Genomic DNA, 17770 nt, shown 5'->3' on the forward strand with positions numbered 1-17770 from the left:
TCCCACGCTCTGCGTGGGAATGCCTCAATGGACGCTCCGCGTCCGCTTCGGCAGGGACGCGGAGCGTCCCGGGATGCATTCCTCTGCTGCGCGTGGGAACGATCAGTCGATCAGTGTCGAGCAGGGCTTACTTCTTATCGCGAATCGAGAAATTCGCCATGTGTTCCAGGCCCTTGATCAGCGCCGAGTGATCCCAGTTGCTGCCACCGATGGCCGCGCAGGTGCTGAACACTTGCTGGGCGTTGGCGGTGTTCGGCAGGTTGATGTTCAGCTCGCGGGCGCCTTGCAGGGCCAGGTTCAGGTCCTTCTGGTGCAGGCTGATGCGGAAGCCTGGGTCGAAGGTGCCTTTGATCATGCGCTCGCCGTGCACTTCGAGGATCTTCGACGACGCGAAACCGCCCATCAGCGCTTCACGAACCTTGGCTGGATCGGCACCGTTTTTCGAAGCGAACAGCAGGGCTTCAGCCACAGCCTGGATGTTCAGCGCGACGATGATCTGGTTCGCCACTTTCGCGGTTTGACCGTCGCCATTGCCACCGACCAGGGTGATGTTCTTGCCCATGGCCTGGAACAGCGGCAGGGCGCGTTCGAAGGCGTCGGCATCGCCACCGATCATGATGCTCAGGCTCGCGGCCTTGGCGCCGACTTCACCGCCGGACACCGGCGCGTCGAGGTACTGGGCGCCTTTTTCGTTGATCTTGGCGGCGAAGGTTTTGGTCGCGGTCGGCGAGATCGAGCTCATGTCGATGACGATTTTGCCTTTGCCGACGCCGGCGGCAATGCCATCGGCGCGGAACAGCACGTCGTCGACCTGCGGGGTATCCGGGACCATGATGATGATGAATTCGGCTTCTTGCGCGACTTCTTTCGGGTTGGCCAGGGCGACGGCGCCACCGGCAACCAGATCGGCCGGAGCGGCGTCGTGGTGGGCCGACAGGAACAGGCTGTGACCGGCTTTCTGCAGGTTCAACGCCATTGGGTGGCCCATGATGCCGGTGCCGATAAATCCGATTTTAGCCATGAGAAAATCCTCTCTTGTATTTATGTGTTCCCCCGGAGGAACTGCCGAAGGCTGCGATCTTTTGATCTTGATCTTGAAAGGCAAAATCAAAAGATCGCAGCCTTCGGCAGCTCCTACAGGGATGTCATGTTCGCTTAGATCGCGTTATGGGTTTTCAGCCAGCCCAAACCCGCTTCAGTGGTGGTCAGCGGCTTGTATTCACAACCAACCCAACCCTGATAACCAATGCGGTCCAGGTGCTCGAACAGGAAGCGGTAGTTGATTTCACCGGTGCCCGGTTCGTTGCGCCCAGGGTTGTCCGCCAACTGCACATGGTTGATTTCGCCCAGGTGCGATTGCAGGGTGCGGGCCAGGTCGCCTTCCATGATTTGCATGTGGTAGATGTCGTATTGCAGGAACAGGTTGGCGCTGCCGACCTGTTCGCGAATCGACAGGGCTTGCGCCGTGTTGTTCAGGTAGAAACCCGGGATGTCGCGGGTGTTGATCGCTTCCATCACCAGTTTGATGCCCACCGCTTGCAGCTTGTCGGCGGCGTACTTGAGGTTGCTGACGAAGGTCTTTTCCACGGTGGCATCGTCGATGCCTTGTGGACGAATACCGGCCAGGCAGTTGACCTGGGTGTTGCCCAGCACTTGGGCGTAAGCGATGGCCAGATCGACCCCGGCGCGGAACTCTTCGACCCGATCCGGCAGGCACGCGATACCGCGTTCGCCCTTGGCCCAGTCACCAGCCGGCAGGTTGAACAGCACTTGGGTCAGACCGTTGGCGTCGAGCGTGGCCTTGATCTCGGCGGAGCTGAAGTCGTAAGGAAACAGGTATTCGACACCACTGAAGCCGGCCTTGGCGGCCGCTTCAAAACGGGCAAGAAAATCCTGTTCGGTGAACAGCATGGACAGGTTGGCTGCGAAACGCGGCATGGTGGTCTCCCGTATGTGTGTGAAGGCTGATCGTTCCCACGCTCTGAGTGGGAATGCCGCCCCGGACGCTCTGCGTCCAGCCGTTATGTGACGCGGAGCGTCACTGGATGCATTCCCACGCAGAGCGTGGGAACGATCATGCGATCAGCTGTTAATCGAGCAACGAAATCGCGGTTGGCGCATCGTTGCCGACCAGCGCCAGGTCTTCGAATTCGTTGACCGCGTTGATCTCGGTGCCCATGGAAATGTTGGTCACGCGCTCCAGGATAATCTCGACGATCACCGGCACCTTGAACTCTTCCATCAGTTCCTGAGCCTTGCGCAGGGCAGGCTGGATCTGACCTGGTTCGAACACTCGCAGTGCCTTGCAGCCGAGACCTTCGGCAACTGCTACGTGGTCGACACCGTAACCGTTGAGTTCCGGAGCGTTGAGGTTATCGAAGGACAGCTGCACGCAGTAGTCCATGTCGAAACCGCGCTGAGCCTGACGGATCAGCCCCAGGTACGAGTTGTTTACCACAACGTGGATGTACGGCAGTTTGAACTGCGCGCCCACCGCCAATTCTTCGATCATGAACTGGAAATCATAGTCGCCCGACAGTGCCACGACCTTGCGGCTCGGGTCGGCCTTGACCACGCCCAGCGCTGCCGGAATGGTCCAGCCCAACGGGCCGGCCTGACCGCAGTTGATCCAGTGACGCGGCTTGTAGACGTGCAGGAACTGCGCGCCGGCAATCTGCGACAGACCGATGGTACTTACATAGCAAGTGTCTTTGCCGAACACTTGGTTCATCTCTTCGTACACGCGCTGTGGCTTGACCGGCACGTTGTCGAAGTGGGTCTTGCGATGCAGGCTGGCTTTGCGTTGTTGGCAATCTTGCAGCCAGGCGCTGCGGTTTTTCAGCTTGCCGGCGGCTTGCCATTCGCGAGCGACTTCGATGAACACGGTCAGCGCGGCAGCGGCGTCGGACACGATGCCCAGATCCGGCGTAAATACACGGCCGATCTGGGTCGGTTCGATGTCAACGTGAATGAACTTGCGGCCTTCGGTGTAGACGTCGATCGAACCGGTGTGGCGGTTAGCCCAACGGTTACCGACGCCCAACACCACGTCCGACTTCAGCATCGTCGCGTTGCCGTAGCGGTGCGAGGTTTGCAGGCCAACCATGCCGACCATCAACGGGTGATCGTCCGGAATCGTGCCCCAGCCCATCAGGGTCGGGATCACCGGGATGCCGGTCAGCTCGGCGAACTCCACCAGCAACTCGCTGGCGTCGGCGTTGATGATGCCGCCACCGGCCACCAGCAATGGGCGCTCGGCCTGGTCGAGCATGGCCAGGGCCTTCTCGATTTGCACGCGGTTGGCGGTGGGCTTGGCCAGCGGCAGGGGTTCGTAGGCGTCGATGTCGAATTCGATTTCGGCCATCTGCACGTCGAACGGCAGGTCGATCAGCACTGGGCCTGGGCGGCCGGAGCGCATCTCATAAAAGGCTTTCTGGAACGCATACGGCACCTGGCCCGGTTCCATGACGGTGGTGGCCCACTTGGTCACTGGCTTGACGATGGCGGTGATGTCGACGGCCTGGAAGTCTTCTTTATGCATGCGTGCCCGCGGTGCCTGGCCGGTGATGCACAGGATCGGGATCGAGTCGGCCGAGGCGCTGTAGAGCCCGGTGACCATGTCAGTCCCGGCAGGGCCGGAAGTGCCGATGCACACGCCGATGTTGCCGGCCTTGGTGCGGGTGTAACCCTCGGCCATGTGCGAAGCGCCTTCCACGTGGCGAGCGAGGACGTGATCGATGCCACCGACCTTCTGCAAGGCGGAGTACAGCGGGTTGATCGCGGCGCCCGGGATGCCAAAAGCGGTATCAACCCCTTCGCGGCGCATCACCAGAACGGCGGCTTCGATTGCTCTCATTTTGCTCATGGTTTTGGTGCCTCTTACGTTTTGTAATTGTATACAAGTGGCTTTGCGCAGAGTGTATTCACGGCGGACGGCGCAGGTCAATCCATTTTCTCAAGCGACTGTTTCATTCGTCGGAAGCCCGTTCTGCTGTGGCTTTTCGTCGCATGTAGCGCTTTTCGAGAATTATTGTATACAAATAAATAATCTATTGTGTTCTATTTGTTGCATCGAGCTGCGGCACAAAACCGCAGCCCATCAGCTTTCCCTATAACAAAATGAGGACGGCACCATGAGCGCTTTAACCTTGAAAGACGCAGTCAACCTGACCAATCAGGCCATCGCCGCAGGGCGTGCAGTATCCGCAGCGCCACTGACCATCGCGGTATTGGATGCCGGCGGCCATCTGATCTCTTTGCAACGCGAAGACGGCGCCAGCCTTCTACGCCCGCAAATCGCCATCGGCAAAGCCTGGGGCGCGATAGCGTTGGGCAAAGGCTCGCGCCTGCTGGCGCTGGATGCCCAACAGCGCCCGGCTTTTATTGCCGCGCTCAATAGCATGGGGCAGGGCAGCGTGGTGCCGGCACCGGGTGGTGTGTTGATTCGGGATCAGGACGGCAACGTGCTGGGCGCGGTAGGCATCAGCGGCGATCTGTCGGATGTGGACGAGCAGTGTGCGATTAGCGCGATCGAGGCCCAGGGCTTGCGGGCGGATGCCGGGGTGACGGCTTGATCTGAAGTAAATCGACACCGCCGGCAGCGCGGTGGTGACGAAGCGGGGCGGGGTCGATAGACTGCCGCCCCTCTCGTTTTTGTATCAAGGAAGATCTGCGTGAAGACGCTACTTGGCATCACCCTGGCCGCAGCCATGACCCTCAACACTGCCTTTGTGCACGCCGACGAACCGCTGGATGCCGAAGACATCGCGTTCCAGGCACTCAGCCCGGTGGTCACCGCGCTGCTCAACGCCGACGACGTGGATGAGCTAATGGCCAGGGCCGAAACGCTCGAAGACACCGACACCTTGCAGGCCATCGCGGTTTATCTGGCGGCCAGCCGTGAAGATCCCAAGCAAATGCTTGCGCCCTATCAGGTGGCGGCGCTGTTTGCCCGTCGCGGCGATGACAAACTGGCGCAGCGCTTCTTGAGGGAAGCCGATGATCGCGGCATGTGGTTCGGCCCGATGTTGGCCAGCGACGAAGACTTTTCCGACCTGCGCCAGACCGCCACTTACAAAACCGTGTTGGCCAATGCCCAGCAGCGCTATCAGAAAATCGCCCCCGGCAAGGTCGGCGCGATTTCGGTGCTCAATCCTGCCGCCAGTATTCCTGTGCCCGCCGCGTGCCGGCCGGTGCTGGTCTGGTTGCATGGCTACGGGGTCAACGGTGAGGTCGATGAGCGTTATCAGTCGCTCGCCGACACCGGCGCGATCATTCTCGGCATCAACGGTACCGAGATGATCAATGCGCTAGACAGCTTCCGCTGGATCGGTCCGGGCTTTGAAGGCACCCATAAAGCGGTGCAGAACGGCCTGAAAGAACTCGAGGCGCAGCAATGCATCGATCGCAAGCATGTTTACCTGATGGGCTTCTCCCAGGGCTCGCAACATGCCGGCGCGCTGTTGGCGCAGCATCCGGATGACTACGCCGGCGCACTGCTGTTGTCGCCCGGTGGTATGCAGCCAACGCCGACCGTGAGCAAGGCGCATGGCAAACGGGTGTTCGTGATCAACGGCAAGATGGAAGGGCCGGGCAACCAGCAGATGGCCACCGATTTCCGCAAGCTGTTCAGTGACGGCAACGAGGTTAAATCCCGCACCCATGAAGAAGGGCACACCTTCCCGGATGACTGGCGTACATCATTGCCGCAGGCGTTGCGTTGGTTGATGGGCAGCGAAGCTTAAAAGCAAAAGATCGCAGGCTGCCGAAGGCTGCGATCTTTTCGTTACGACCGGATCTAACGATCCGGCTCACACCCCTTGAGCACCAGTCGAATAATCGTCTGCGCCGCCGCTTCATAATCCGCCTCATCCAGCTTCGTCTTGCCGGTGACTGCAGAAATCTGCCAGTCGAAGTCGGCGTACGTCTGGGTCGCGGCCCAGATGCTGAACATCAGGTGGTTGGGGTCGATGGGGGCGATCTGGCCACGGTCGATCCAGGTCTGGATACAGTCGATGTTGTGCTTGGCCTGGCCGTTGAGGCGTTCGACCAGATCGGCGCTCAGGTGCGGCGCGCCGTGCATGATTTCGCTGGCGAACACCTTGGAGGCGAAAGGCAGGTCGCGGGAGATGCGGATCTTGGAGCGGATGTAGCCGCTCAGCACTTCACTGGGCACGCCGTCAGCGTTGAACGGCGTCGAGGCCTGCAGGATCGGCTCGATAATGCTTTCCAAGACCTCGCGGTAGAGGTTTTCCTTGGATTTGAAATAGTAGTAGACGTTGGGCTTGGGCAGTCCCGCCTTGGCCGCGATATCACTGGTTTTGGTCGCAGCGAAGCCCTTGTCGGCAAATTCTTCACTGGCGGCACGCAGGATCAGTTCTTTGTTGCGCTCGCGGATAGTGCTCATAAACCAGGGGGTTCCTTGCCTGTTCTGGCGGTTGCGCATGGTAGCACCGGCCTCGCGCGGCGCTCAAGAATGCACCGTGCGGCGCTCGGCCGCGCTATGCTGCGCGGCATTCAATATTCAAAGGAAACCTGATTCATGGCAGGAAGCAGTTTGCTGGTGCTGATCGACGACATCGCCGCGGTACTCGACGACGTAGCGTTGATGACCAAAATGGCCGCGAAGAAGACCGCTGGCGTGCTCGGCGACGACCTGGCGCTCAACGCCCAGCAAGTCAGCGGTGTGCGCGCCGAACGGGAAATTCCGGTGGTCTGGGCCGTGGCCAAGGGCTCGTTTCGCAACAAATTGATCCTGGTGCCGTCGGCATTGGCGATCAGCGCGTTCATTCCGTGGCTGGTCACGCCGTTGTTGATGGTCGGTGGCGCTTATTTATGCTTCGAGGGCTTCGAGAAACTGGCCCATAAGTTCCTGCACAGCAAGGCTGAAGATGACGCCGAGCACGCCCAACTGGTCGAGGCTGTGGCCGATCCGGCGACCGATCTGGTGGCGTTCGAACAGGACAAGATCAAAGGCGCGATCCGCACCGACTTCATCCTCTCGGCAGAAATCATCGCCATCACCCTCGGCACCGTGGCCGACGCTCCGCTGACCCAGCAAGTGATCGTGTTGTCGGGCATCGCCATTGTCATGACCGTCGGCGTTTATGGCCTGGTAGCGGGCATTGTCAAACTCGACGACCTCGGTCTGTGGCTGACCCAGAAACCGGGGCAGATGGCCAAAAGTATCGGCGGGGCGATCCTGCGCGCGGCGCCGTACATGATGAAAAGCCTGTCGGTGATTGGTACGGCGGCGATGTTCCTGGTCGGCGGCGGGATCCTGACCCACGGCGTGCCGGTGGTGCATCACTGGATTGAAAGTGTCAGCGCGAGTGCCGGTGGTGCCGGGTTTATCGTGCCGACGTTGCTGAATGCGGTGGCGGGGATTGTGGCGGGTGCGGTGGTGTTGGCCGGTGTCATGATCGTGAGCAAGATCTGGCGCTCAGTCAAAGGCTAAACCTGTAGGAGCAAAGCTTGCTCGCGATGATCGTTCCCACGCTCCGCGTGGGAATGCAGCCCGGGACGCTCCGCGTCCCATCAGATGCCGAACGCGGAGCGTCCGTTGAGGCATTCCCACGCAGAGCATGGGAACGATCTTCAGGAAGCAGAAAGGCCATTCGACTCGCATCGAATGGCCTTTTTTGTTGCCGCCAGATTTTGTACCGCCAGAGTTACTCGGCGATCTGCAACTTACGCGACTCGGTGTACACGTAACGCACCTTTTCGTACTCGAACGGTGAGTTCAGTTGGCCGTAGCGGAAACTGGTCTGGTAGCGCTTGTCGACGCCGCGCAGGACCCAGATTTCCGGGTGGTTGGAGCTGACTTCGGAGACGTTCAGGAAGTTGATCGCCGACTCGCCGGTGTAGTCGACCACCAGCCCTGCGGTGTCGCGCAGGTTGGACGGGCCGAGGATCGGCAGGACGAAGTAGGCACCGCCCGGTACGCCGTAGAAACCCAGGGTCTGGCCGAAGTCTTCGCTCTGGCGCGGCAAGCCCATGGCGGTGGCCGGGTCCCACAGGCCGGCAACGCCGATGGTGGTGTTGAGCAGCAACCGTGCGGTGGTTTCCAGCGAGCGATGGCCCTTGAGCTGCAGCATGCTGTTCAACAGGTTCGGTACGTCACCGAGGTTATTGAAGAAGTTGCTCACACCCGTGCGCAGAAAGCTTGGGGTGACGTAGCGATAGCCGTCCACCACGGGCAGGAACACCCATTGGTCGAAACGGTAGTTGAAGTGGTAGACCCGACGGTTCCACTCTTCCAGCGGGTCGTAGACGTTCAGCGCGTTGAGCGTCGAACGTTCGAACTCGCGCTGGTCCAGTCCCGGGTTGAACTTGAGTTTGCTCAGCGGTTCCTTGAAGCCATCGTTGTCGATCACGACCGGTGCGTTGGCTTTGCTGTTGTCGGCATTGGCGACGCCTGCACAGAGTAACGCTGCGATAAGCAGGAGATATTTAGCCACGGAAGAACTCCAGCATGGCGTCGCTGTTGACGCGATAGTTAAGGTTGCCGCAATGGCCGCCCAGTGGATAAACGGTCAAACGGTCACCGAACGTCCGGCGCAGGAAGCCGAGGTCGCCGGGGCCGAGGATCACATCGTCAGCGTTGTGCATGACCGAGATTTTCGGGCTGTCGTGCAGGTAGTCCTTCAGCGCATACAAACTCACCTGGTCGATCAGTTGCAGCAGGCTGCCGCCGTCGGTGCGGGCGCGCCACATCGGGATGACTTGCTCGGTGATGTAGCAGTCGAAGTCGCACTGCAGCGCACGCTTGAGGAACGGCGTGAGGCTGGTGCCTTCGGTGATCGGGTACTTCGGCGGGGTGATCAGGCCACGACGGTTGATCAGGTCCGAGGTGAAGGCAATGTCGGCCGCCGAGAAGCGGAACGAGGTGCCGATCAGCATGGCCATCTGTTCGTTGCTCAAGTGCTGCTTGGACTGTTGGAAGTCGTAGAGCAGGGCATCGTTGAGGTCGATGTAGCCTTTTTGCTGGAAGTAGCGGGTCAGTTTGTTCAGCACCAGTTCATAGAAGGTGGTGCTGTTGTTGATGCCCTTGACCTCGGTCTGCACCAGTTTGTCGAGGTTGGTGATCGAGGTGTAGAGGTTGACCGGCGGGTTGAGCAGCAAGACTTTCTTGAAGTTGAAGCTGCGACGGGTTTCGTCCAAGTGGGCGACGAACGCGGCATCCAGCGCGCCCAGGCTGTAACCGGTCAGGTAGTACTCGGTGACCGGCGTCTTCGGGTTTTGCGCCCGCACGGCCTGCATCACCCGGTACATGTCTTCGGCGTCTTCCTTGGTGATACCGGGCGTGGCAAAGCGTGATGCGGCGCTCATGAAATCGAAGCTGGTCGGCGACGACAGCTGCACCACGTGATAACCGGCCTTGTAGTAAAGCTTCTTCAGGTATTCGTTGAGGCTGCTGTCATAGCGCGCGCCGGTGCCGGCGATCAGGAAAATCAGCGGGGCGGCGTGATCCTGGGTGGCCATGCGGTAGGTGAGTTTCTTCACTGGCCAGAAATTGTCCGGCAGGCTGAACTCACGCTCCGGGCGTAGCCTGACGCTGCGGTCCTGCTGATTGATGTCTTCGTTGGCCGGCAACTCCGGGCGCAATTCCGGTGGCGTCGTGGCTATCGTCGCCTCGAACGGGTTGGTCAAAGGGTAGCCATAGCTGGCGGCGTCGACGTCGACCGCCAGTGCGGACGCACTCAAAATAAGGCCGCCAAACAGGGCGGCGAAGCGCAAGGAACGGAGCATGACTAAATCCCTTAGAGGAAAGGTGCCGATTGAGGTTCGCAGGCTATGACCACGGGGTGTGCGCCAAAGTGCCATGGATCGGCACCAATCAGGCCTAAATTCGGAGTAATAGTAGCTGGACGATACACTTTGCAGTGATTGCCTGCCCAGTTAACTGTTGTTAACGCTTGCACAAGGCTGCCGGGCGATTAAGCTGGCCGCCGTTTTCGTTTATTGGAGTGCTTCATGTCCCGCCGTCTGCCCGTGGTTCTGCTGCTTGTTTTGCTGCCTTTATGGCTGGCCGCCAGTTATGGCGCGCGTTATGGCTTCATGGAGGATGCGCAATGGGTCGGCCTCTGCGTGGACGAGGCGAGTCGCTGGGAATGCCAGGTCCGCTCGAACCTTGGGCTGATGATTCACTTCAAGGTATTGGGCTGGGGCGCATTGGCTGCGGCGCTCATCGGTTTTGTCGTGCCGGGTCGTGCCGGGTGGTGGCTGGCGGTGTTGGCGCTGATGTTGGGGTTCCCGGCGTTGGCGTTGTACAACACGACGCTAGCGGTGTTTGCGGTGGTGATTGCGGCTTTGCGGTTGGTCAGGGCCTCTCGTAGCGCCTGATACGAAAAGATCGCAGCCTTCGTCAGCTCCTACATGGAATGCGTATCCCTGTAGGAGCTGCCGAAGGCTGCGATCTTTTGATCTTGCTTTACCGGTGTTTACCCTTTGCGAACCCGCAAACAACGCCACAACGCCGCCACCATCAACACACTGACCAGCGCCCAACCCCAGGCCTGCTGGTTCTGCAACCCTTCACGGAACAGCTGCGGCGCAATGCCGGCACCGATGATGAAGGCCAGCAGCGCAATCTCCCGACGCGGCGCACTCACCGGACGGCACAGATACACCAGCGCCGGCAGGATAAACGCGACGCTCGGGAAGCTGCGATAGCGCGGGTCGAACACCAGCTCCAGCATCATCACCGCTGCGGCAAAGCCAGCCGCTGCGACTAACCAGCCCGCCCGACGTTCCAGCACTTCGAAGGCGCGTCCACGCCAACCGCTGCGGGCACTCAAGGTCAGCGAGGCATGGGCCAGCACCAACAGATTCAACGCCGTCAGCAAGCCGACCCACAGCCATTCACTGGCAAACCGCGTGGTGACCCGCGCCAGATCGCCCCAGGCGCCGATCGAGCAGGCCGCCAGTGCCGCCAGTAGTGGCAACACCAACGCCGCGCGGGTGCTGCGAATCCGACCGCCCAGCAGCAACGTGCCGAGGAAAATCAAACCACCCACCGCCAGCCATTGCGACCAGTACGGCACGTTCGACACCGGACCGGCCAGCACGCCCTTGTCCTGGCGATCGGCATCGAACAGACCCCAGTAACCGCCGACCGCACCTTCGCTGGCGCGTTTCCACGGCTGGTCAAAGGCTTCGATCAGGTTGTAATGCCAGCCTTGCTGCTCGGCCATGGCGACAAAACCACGAATGAACTTGGCCTCGTTGACCCGGCTCGGCAGGGCGGTTTCACGCTGGCGGCCTTCGCTCGGCCAGCCGGTTTCGCCGATCAGCACGTCCTTGGGCGCGAACTTGTTGCCGAACACCTGGCGCACTTCGGCCACGTGTTGCAGGGCTGCGTCGATGTTCGACGGATCATCTTCCCAGTACGGCAGCAAATGAATGGTCAGGAAATCCACCGCCGGGGCGACTTCCGGGTGCTTGAGCCAGAACTCCCAGACATCGGCGTAGGTGACCGGCTGCTTGATCTGGCTTTTCACCTGATTAATCAGCTTCGCCAACTGCGCGCCGGTGACTTCCTTGCGCAGCAGCGCTTCGTTGCCGACGATCACTGACGTCACGACGTCCGGGTTGGCGTTGGCCGAAGCGATCAACAGATCGACTTCTTTGGCCGTGTCCACCGGGTTGCTGTTGACCCAGGCGCCGATCATCAGCTTCAACCCGTGCTTGCGCGCCAGGTCGGGCAGGGCTTCGAGCCCGGTCATGGAATAGGTGCGGATGCATTCGAAGCTTTTGGACAGCAGCGCGAGGTCGGCGTCCATGCGCTCCGGGCGCAACTTGAACGGCTGATCGAACGGCGACTGATCTTTGTCGAACGGGGTGTAGGACGCGCATTGCAACTTGTGCGTGGCGCTGGCCACGTCCGGCAGGATCACCGGTTTGCCGAGGCCGTACCAGAAACCGCCGAGGGCAAACAGCCCGAGCAGGCAGGCGAAAAGATAAGCAAAAAAAGGAAAGCGTGATGTCGCGGGCATGGTCAGGCCGTCTGGGAGCAAAGCCGCGCATGTTACCTGCATTTGCCCCGGGCTTGGTGCCCTGCATGATTTTGACATGCAAAGTTCGGGCGGATCGGGCAGGGTGGTTGCGGCGACCACGATTAATGGCGTTCTGATGTCGTTTCTCGATGCCTTGAGGTCGCTGGTAGCACAGGTCGCTGTTGTCGTGAGGTTGATTATCGGAGCGTCAGTACTCCGCTGACGTTCTAACGATTTTGCGGTGAGGCGTGATGGGGGCGCTGTGCACCATAACAATACGTTGACGCCGCTCGGCATCCGTCGGGCGCAGCACTTTCGGGGAAGTAACGATGAAGATGCGACGACTTTTAGGCGCGAGTGCCGCTCTGGTGCTTGCGATTGGCTCCACATTCGCCAATGCCGAGAGCAAAACCCTGAGCATCGGTTACGTTGACGGCTGGTCCGACAGCGTCGCGACCACTCACGTGGCCGCCGAAGTGATCAAGCAGAAACTCGGTTATGACGTGAAGCTGCAAGCCGTCGCGACCGGGATCATGTGGCAAGGCGTGGCCACCGGCAAACTCGACGCCATGCTGTCCGCCTGGCTGCCTGTGACCCACGGCGAATACTGGACCAAGAACAAGGATCAGGTCGTCGACTACGGCCCGAACTTCAAGGACGCGAAAATCGGTCTGATCGTGCCGGAGTACGTGAAAGCCAAGACCATCGACGATCTGAAAACTGATGACAGCTTCAAGGGCCGCATCGTCGGTATCGACGCCGGTTCAGGCGTGATGCTCAAGACCGACCAGGCGATCAAGGACTACGGCCTGAGCAACTACACCCTCAAAGCCAGTTCCGGCGCCGGCATGATTGCCGAGCTGACCCGTGCCGAGAAGAAAAACGAATCCATTGCTGTCACCGGTTGGGTGCCGCACTGGATGTTCGCCAAGTGGAAACTGCGCTTCCTCGACGACCCGAAAGGCGTGTACGGCGCGGCTGAAACCGTGAACAGCATCGGCAGCAAAGAACTGGCGACCAAAGCACCGGAAGTCGCCAAATTCCTGAAAAACTTCCAGTGGGCCTCGAAAGACGAAATCGGCGAAGTCATGTTGGCGATTCAGGACGGTGCCAAACCTGAAGCTGCAGCGAAGGATTGGGTGGCCAAACACCCGGAACGCGTTGCCGAATGGATCAAGTGATTTAGCACAAAGCGTCTAGTCAGTACCTTCCAGAGCCCCTTGGCATTTTTGCCAGGGGGCTTTTTCGTTTCCGTGTTTTTACAGGGTACAAAGCAAGCTAATTATTTTGTTCTGAAAATTGGCGAAACCGTCATGTCGTTCTAATACTAAGGTCGTCTGGAACCCGTCCCGCAGCCGCATAGAGTGGCTACGTTCTAACAATAATCTGTGCTGCGAGGATAAAAACAATGAACGACAGCATTTACCTCTCGATTCAAAACAGCCCGCGCTTCAAGGAGCTGGTTAGTAAGCGAGAAAAGTTCGCCTGGATTCTTTCGGCGATCATGCTTGGGCTTTACTCCGGCTTCATCCTTTTGATTGCTTACGGGCCGCATATTCTGGGGGCGAAAATCAGCCCTGAATCTTCGATTACCTGGGGGATACCGATTGGTGTCGGGCTGATTCTCTCGGCCTTTATCCTGACTGCAATCTACGTACGACGCGCCAATGGCGAATTCGACGACCTGAACAATGCGATTCTCAAGGAGGCTCAGCAATGATCCGGCGTCTAATAGCTTTATTGAGCATCGCAGCCTTCGCTCCGGGCGCCTGGGCGGCTGAAGCCCTGACCGGCGAAGTGCACAAACAACCGCTCAACGTGTCCGCGATCCTGATGTTCGTGGCGTTTGTCGGCCTAACCCTGTGCATCACCTACTGGGCCTCCAAGCGCAACAACTCGGCAGCCGACTACTATGCGGCCGGCGGCAAGATCACCGGTTTCCAGAACGGTCTGGCCATTGCCGGTGACTACATGTCAGCGGCGTCCTTCCTCGGTATTTCCGCCCTGGTGTTCACCTCCGGCTACGATGGCCTGATCTACTCGATCGGCTTCCTGGTGGGCTGGCCGATCATTCTGTTTCTGATCGCCGAGCGCCTGCGTAACCTGGGTAAGTACACCTTTGCCGACGTGGCGTCCTACCGTCTCGGGCAAACCCAGATCCGCACGCTGTCCGCTTGCGGTTCGCTGGTGGTGGTGGCGTTCTACCTGATCGCGCAAATGGTCGGTGCGGGCAAGCTGATCCAGCTGCTGTTCGGTCTCGACTACTACGTCGCAGTGATCCTGGTCGGTATCCTGATGTGCATGTACGTGCTGTTCGGCGGCATGCTGGCGACCACTTGGGTACAAATCATCAAGGCGGTGTTGCTGCTGTCCGGTGCCTCGTTCATGGCGCTGATGGTAATGAAGCACGTCAACTTCGACTTCAACATGCTGTTTTCCGAAGCGATCAAGGTTCACCCTAAAGGTGACGCGATCATGAGCCCGGGCGGGCTGGTGAAAGATCCGGTGTCGGCGTTCTCCCTGGGCTTGGCGCTGATGTTCGGTACCGCAGGCCTGCCGCATATCCTGATGCGCTTCTTCACCGTGAGTGACGCAAAAGAAGCGCGCAAGAGTGTGCTGTATGCCACTGGTTTCATCGGCTACTTCTACATCCTGACCTTCATCATCGGTTTTGGCGCGATCCTGTTGGTCAGCACCAACCCGGCCTTTAAAGATGCGGCTGGCGCGCTGTTGGGCGGCAACAACATGGCGGCGGTGCACCTGGCCAACGCGGTGGGTGGCAGTATCTTCCTGGGCTTCATCTCGGCAGTGGCGTTCGCGACCATTCTGGCGGTTGTGGCTGGTTTGACCCTGGCGGGTGCGACGGCGGTGTCTCATGACCTGTACGCCAGTGTGATCAAGAAGGGCAAGGCCAACGACAAGGACGAGATCCGCGTTTCGAAAATCACCACCGTCGCTTTGGGCGTGCTGGCGATTGGTCTGGGCATTCTGTTCGAAAGCCAGAACATCGCGTTCATGGTCGGTCTGGCGTTCTCCATCGCGGCGAGCTGTAACTTCCCGGTGCTGTTGCTTTCGATGTACTGGAAGAAGCTGACGACGCGCGGTGCGATGATCGGTGGCTGGTTGGGTCTGATCAGTGCGGTGGGCTTGATGGTGCTTGGGCCGACCATTTGGGTGCAGATTCTGCATCACGAGAAGGCGATCTTCCCGTATGAGTACCCGGCGTTGTTCTCCATGGCGATTGCGTTTATCGGGATCTGGTTCTTCTCGATCACTGATAAATCCACGGCGGCTGACAATGAACGTGCGCTGTTCTTCCCTCAGTTTGTGCGTTCGCAGACTGGGCTGGGGGCGAGTGGGGCGGTTTCGCACTAAGGCTCTTTAGGTTTCTATATATAAGTTGAGCTACACAAAATGCCCTGGTCGAGAGATTGGGGCATTTTTTATTGGGCTGTTATCGTTCTCTGTAGGAGCAAGGCTTGCCCGCGATGGCGGCCTTCGGGCCGACCATGCTTTTGTTGGTGATACGAGTACATATCCATTCCTGCGGTAACGGCGACTTAGGGTTTCGCCCTTACGGCGACTCACTTTTTTTCAAACGCCAAAAAAAGTAAGCAAAAAAGGCTCGCCCCGGCGTCCGGCCCCTCGCCTAGGCTCGGCGTTCCTTCGTTCCGGTATTCATCTGGGGGCATTGCCCTCCGGTCTGCTTCGCTACGACCTACATGCAATGTGTTCGACTACGTCGAACGGCGCTGCGCGCCAATCCCCAGATGAACACCTCCACTCAGCCTCCCGAAGGGGCGGGTAGAGCAAGATCAAAAGCAGGCGAGCTAACGCTCGGCCTAATGAGTGGTGAAGAGCGGCGCGGTGTGCGTCGTTCTGCTTTTTGATCGTTCCCACGCTCTGCGTGGGAATGCCGCCGGGGACGCTCTGCGTCCCGCTATCGACGCAGGCTTGAATTCTGCGCTGGTGACGCGGAGCGTCACAGGATGCATTCCAACGCGGAGCGTGGGAACGATCGGCGCGTCCGCCAACGCGCAGGCCGGCCGGTAGGCCGCCTCGCTTTTCGGTGTTCGCCCCATCGAGAGGCCGAGTGGAGGTTCTGCGCAGTGGGCAACCCGGCATGGATGCCGGGTTAGCCGCCCCCGGCCATGGATGGCCGATGGCGGCGGGCCCACGGAGCAGGACCGGAGCGAGGGCATGCCGAGCCTGGGCGAGGCACCGAACGAAAGGGGCAAAAGCGTTTTGGTTACTTTGGCGCTTTTCCAAAGTGACCCGCTGTAAGAGCGGAACCAATAGTCGCCGTGGCCAAATAATCGGATATGTACACAACCGGCACAAACAGAAACGGCCTCTATATAGAGGCCGTTCCCGGTACAACTTAAGACGTTATCGCAAGACAGGTCTTATTTGCGGTCTTCCAGCTTGGTGATATCACGCGACTCGTAGCCGGTGTACAGCTGGCGCGGACGGCCAATCTTGTACGGGCTGGAGAGCATTTCTTTCCAGTGGGAGATCCAGCCGACGGTCCGCGCCAAAGCGAAGATCACGGTAAACATGCTGGTTGGAATGCCGATCGCCTTGAGGATGATCCCCGAGTAGAAGTCGACGTTCGGGTACAGCGAGCGTTCGATGAAGTACGGGTCGGTCAGGGCGATCTCTTCCAGGCGCATGGCCAGTTCGAGTTGCGGATCGTTCTTGATGCCCAGTTCCTTCAGTACTTCGTCGCAGGTCTGCTTCATCACGGTGGCGCGTGGGTCACGGTTTTTGTAAACACGATGACCGAAGCCCATCAACTTGAACGGATCGTTCTTGTCTTTGGCCTTGGCGATGAACTTGTCGATGTTCGACACATCGCCGATTTCATCGAGCATGCTCAACACGGCTTCGTTCGCGCCGCCGTGGGCAGGGCCCCACAGTGCAGCAATACCGGCGGCGATACAGGCAAACGGGTTGGCACCCGAGGAACCTGCCAGACGTACGGTAGAGGTCGATGCGTTTTGCTCGTGGTCGGCATGGAGGATGAAGATCCGGTCCATGGCCTTGGCGAGTACCGGGCTGATCGGTTTGATCTCGCACGGGGTGTTGAACATCATGTGCAGGAAGTTTTCCGCGTACGTCAGGTCGTTGCGCGGGTACATCATGGGTTGACCCATGGAGTACTTGTAAACCATCGCTGCCAGGGTCGGCATCTTGGCAACCAGGCGGATCGCGGAGATTTCGCGATGCTGCGGGTTATTGATGTCGAGGGAGTCGTGGTAGAAGGCCGAGAGGGCACCGACTACACCGCACATGACGGCCATTGGGTGGGCGTCGCGACGGAAGCCGTTGAAGAAGGTCTTCAACTGCTCGTGAACCATGGTGTGGTTCTTCACGGTGCTGACGAACTGGGCCTTCTGTTCTGCGGTCGGCAGTTCGCCGTTGAGCAGCAGATAGCAGGTTTCCAGGTAGTCCGACTTTTCCGCCAGTTGTTCGATCGGGTAGCCGCGGTGTAGCAGGATGCCGTTGTCGCCGTCGATATAGGTGATCTTCGACTCGCAGGAGGCGGTCGACATGAAGCCAGGGTCAAAGGTGAAACGGCCCGTGGCCGTCAGGCCCCGAACATCAATTACATCGGGACCAACGGTGCCGGTTAAAATGGGCAGCTCGACGGGGGCTGCGCCCTCGATGATCAACTGCGCTTTTTTGTCAGCCATGTGGCCTCCTATTTATGCTTGAAATCATCAGACAGACCCCCCACGCAGGGCCCGCACCACTATAGTGAGATAAATTCG

15 protein-coding genes are annotated in these 17770 nt (G+C 59.4%); 7 read left to right on the forward strand and 8 right to left on the reverse strand.

The annotated features are described in order from the left end of the window. Nucleotides 1-127 precede the first annotated feature (127 nt). From ACA071_RS08400 to gcl, 3 genes are all read right to left on the reverse strand, one after another. Nucleotides 128-1021, reverse strand: a complete 894-nt coding sequence (locus ACA071_RS08400) for a 2-hydroxy-3-oxopropionate reductase (protein WP_497643916.1) — start codon at nucleotides 1019-1021, stop codon at nucleotides 128-130. Nucleotides 1022-1155: 134 nt separating this feature from the next. Beyond that, entirely contained in the window at nucleotides 1156-1938 is a 783-nt protein-coding gene (gene hyi / locus ACA071_RS08405) for a hydroxypyruvate isomerase (RefSeq protein WP_497643917.1), read from the reverse strand. A gap of 151 nt (nucleotides 1939-2089) precedes the next feature. Next, nucleotides 2090-3865 carry a glyoxylate carboligase gene (gene gcl / locus ACA071_RS08410; RefSeq protein ID WP_497643918.1) on the reverse strand — a complete coding sequence of 592 codons (1776 nt, stop codon included), beginning with the start codon at nucleotides 3863-3865 and terminating at the stop codon, nucleotides 2090-2092. A 268-nt stretch (nucleotides 3866-4133) separates the two neighbouring features. Between gcl and ACA071_RS08415 the strand changes: the two genes are divergently transcribed. Both ACA071_RS08415 and ACA071_RS08420 read left to right on the forward strand, forming a co-directional pair. Next, complete coding sequence (locus ACA071_RS08415; RefSeq protein ID WP_149656983.1) at nucleotides 4134-4574, forward strand: GlcG/HbpS family heme-binding protein; 441 nt, start codon at nucleotides 4134-4136, stop codon at nucleotides 4572-4574. A gap of 99 nt (nucleotides 4575-4673) precedes the next feature. Continuing rightward, complete coding sequence (locus ACA071_RS08420; protein WP_497643919.1) at nucleotides 4674-5744, forward strand: alpha/beta hydrolase; 1071 nt, start codon at nucleotides 4674-4676, stop codon at nucleotides 5742-5744. Nucleotides 5745-5797: 53 nt separating this feature from the next. Here ACA071_RS08420 and ACA071_RS08425 read toward each other — a convergent pair whose 3' ends face one another. Further along, on the reverse strand, nucleotides 5798-6406 hold the full coding sequence (locus tag ACA071_RS08425; RefSeq protein ID WP_497643920.1) for a TetR/AcrR family transcriptional regulator: 609 nt from the start codon (nucleotides 6404-6406) through the stop codon (nucleotides 5798-5800). A 135-nt stretch (nucleotides 6407-6541) separates the two neighbouring features. Here ACA071_RS08425 and ACA071_RS08430 point away from each other — a divergent pair, with 135 nt between their 5' ends. Beyond that, the gene (locus ACA071_RS08430; RefSeq protein ID WP_497643921.1) at nucleotides 6542-7456 is read left to right on the forward strand and encodes a DUF808 domain-containing protein; all 915 of its coding nucleotides are present in this window, start codon (nucleotides 6542-6544) and stop codon (nucleotides 7454-7456) included. Nucleotides 7457-7670: 214 nt separating this feature from the next. Here the strand turns inward: ACA071_RS08430 and ACA071_RS08435 are convergent, their stop codons facing one another. Next, nucleotides 7671-8459 (reverse strand): MlaA family lipoprotein, encoded by a 789-nt coding sequence (locus ACA071_RS08435; protein ID WP_497643922.1) that lies wholly within the window; start codon nucleotides 8457-8459, stop codon nucleotides 7671-7673. Continuing rightward, nucleotides 8452-9750: a serine/threonine protein kinase gene (locus tag ACA071_RS08440; RefSeq protein WP_497643923.1), complete on the reverse strand. Its 1299-nt coding sequence runs from the start codon at nucleotides 9748-9750 to the stop codon at nucleotides 8452-8454. Before ACA071_RS08440 ends, ACA071_RS08435 begins: the two co-directional genes overlap by 8 nt. Nucleotides 9751-9975: 225 nt before the next feature. Here ACA071_RS08440 and ACA071_RS08445 point away from each other — a divergent pair, with 225 nt between their 5' ends. Continuing rightward, entirely contained in the window at nucleotides 9976-10344 is a 369-nt protein-coding gene (locus ACA071_RS08445) for a hypothetical protein (RefSeq protein ID WP_497643924.1), read from the forward strand. A 98-nt stretch (nucleotides 10345-10442) separates the two neighbouring features. On the opposite strand, the gene ACA071_RS08450 is transcribed toward ACA071_RS08445, so the two are convergent. Beyond that, the gene (locus ACA071_RS08450; RefSeq protein ID WP_497643925.1) at nucleotides 10443-12038 is read right to left on the reverse strand and encodes a glycoside hydrolase family 17 protein; all 1596 of its coding nucleotides are present in this window, start codon (nucleotides 12036-12038) and stop codon (nucleotides 10443-10445) included. A 287-nt stretch (nucleotides 12039-12325) separates the two neighbouring features. Between ACA071_RS08450 and ACA071_RS08455 the strand changes: the two genes are divergently transcribed. From ACA071_RS08455 to ACA071_RS08465, 3 genes are all read left to right on the forward strand, one after another. Beyond that, complete coding sequence (locus tag ACA071_RS08455) at nucleotides 12326-13177, forward strand: glycine betaine ABC transporter substrate-binding protein (protein WP_497643926.1); 852 nt, start codon at nucleotides 12326-12328, stop codon at nucleotides 13175-13177. Between the two features lie 227 nt (nucleotides 13178-13404). Then, complete coding sequence (locus ACA071_RS08460; protein WP_008148580.1) at nucleotides 13405-13716, forward strand: DUF485 domain-containing protein; 312 nt, start codon at nucleotides 13405-13407, stop codon at nucleotides 13714-13716. Continuing rightward, the gene (locus ACA071_RS08465; protein ID WP_497643927.1) at nucleotides 13713-15371 is read left to right on the forward strand and encodes a cation acetate symporter; all 1659 of its coding nucleotides are present in this window, start codon (nucleotides 13713-13715) and stop codon (nucleotides 15369-15371) included. The genes ACA071_RS08460 and ACA071_RS08465 overlap by 4 nt, the downstream gene beginning before the upstream one ends. A 1031-nt stretch (nucleotides 15372-16402) precedes the next feature. On the opposite strand, the gene gltA is transcribed toward ACA071_RS08465, so the two are convergent. Further along, entirely contained in the window at nucleotides 16403-17692 is a 1290-nt protein-coding gene (gltA, locus tag ACA071_RS08470; protein ID WP_123510544.1) for a citrate synthase, read from the reverse strand. Nucleotides 17693-17770: the final 78 nt, after the last annotated feature.

The organism is Pseudomonas sp. LBUM1646 (genome assembly GCF_059716165.1).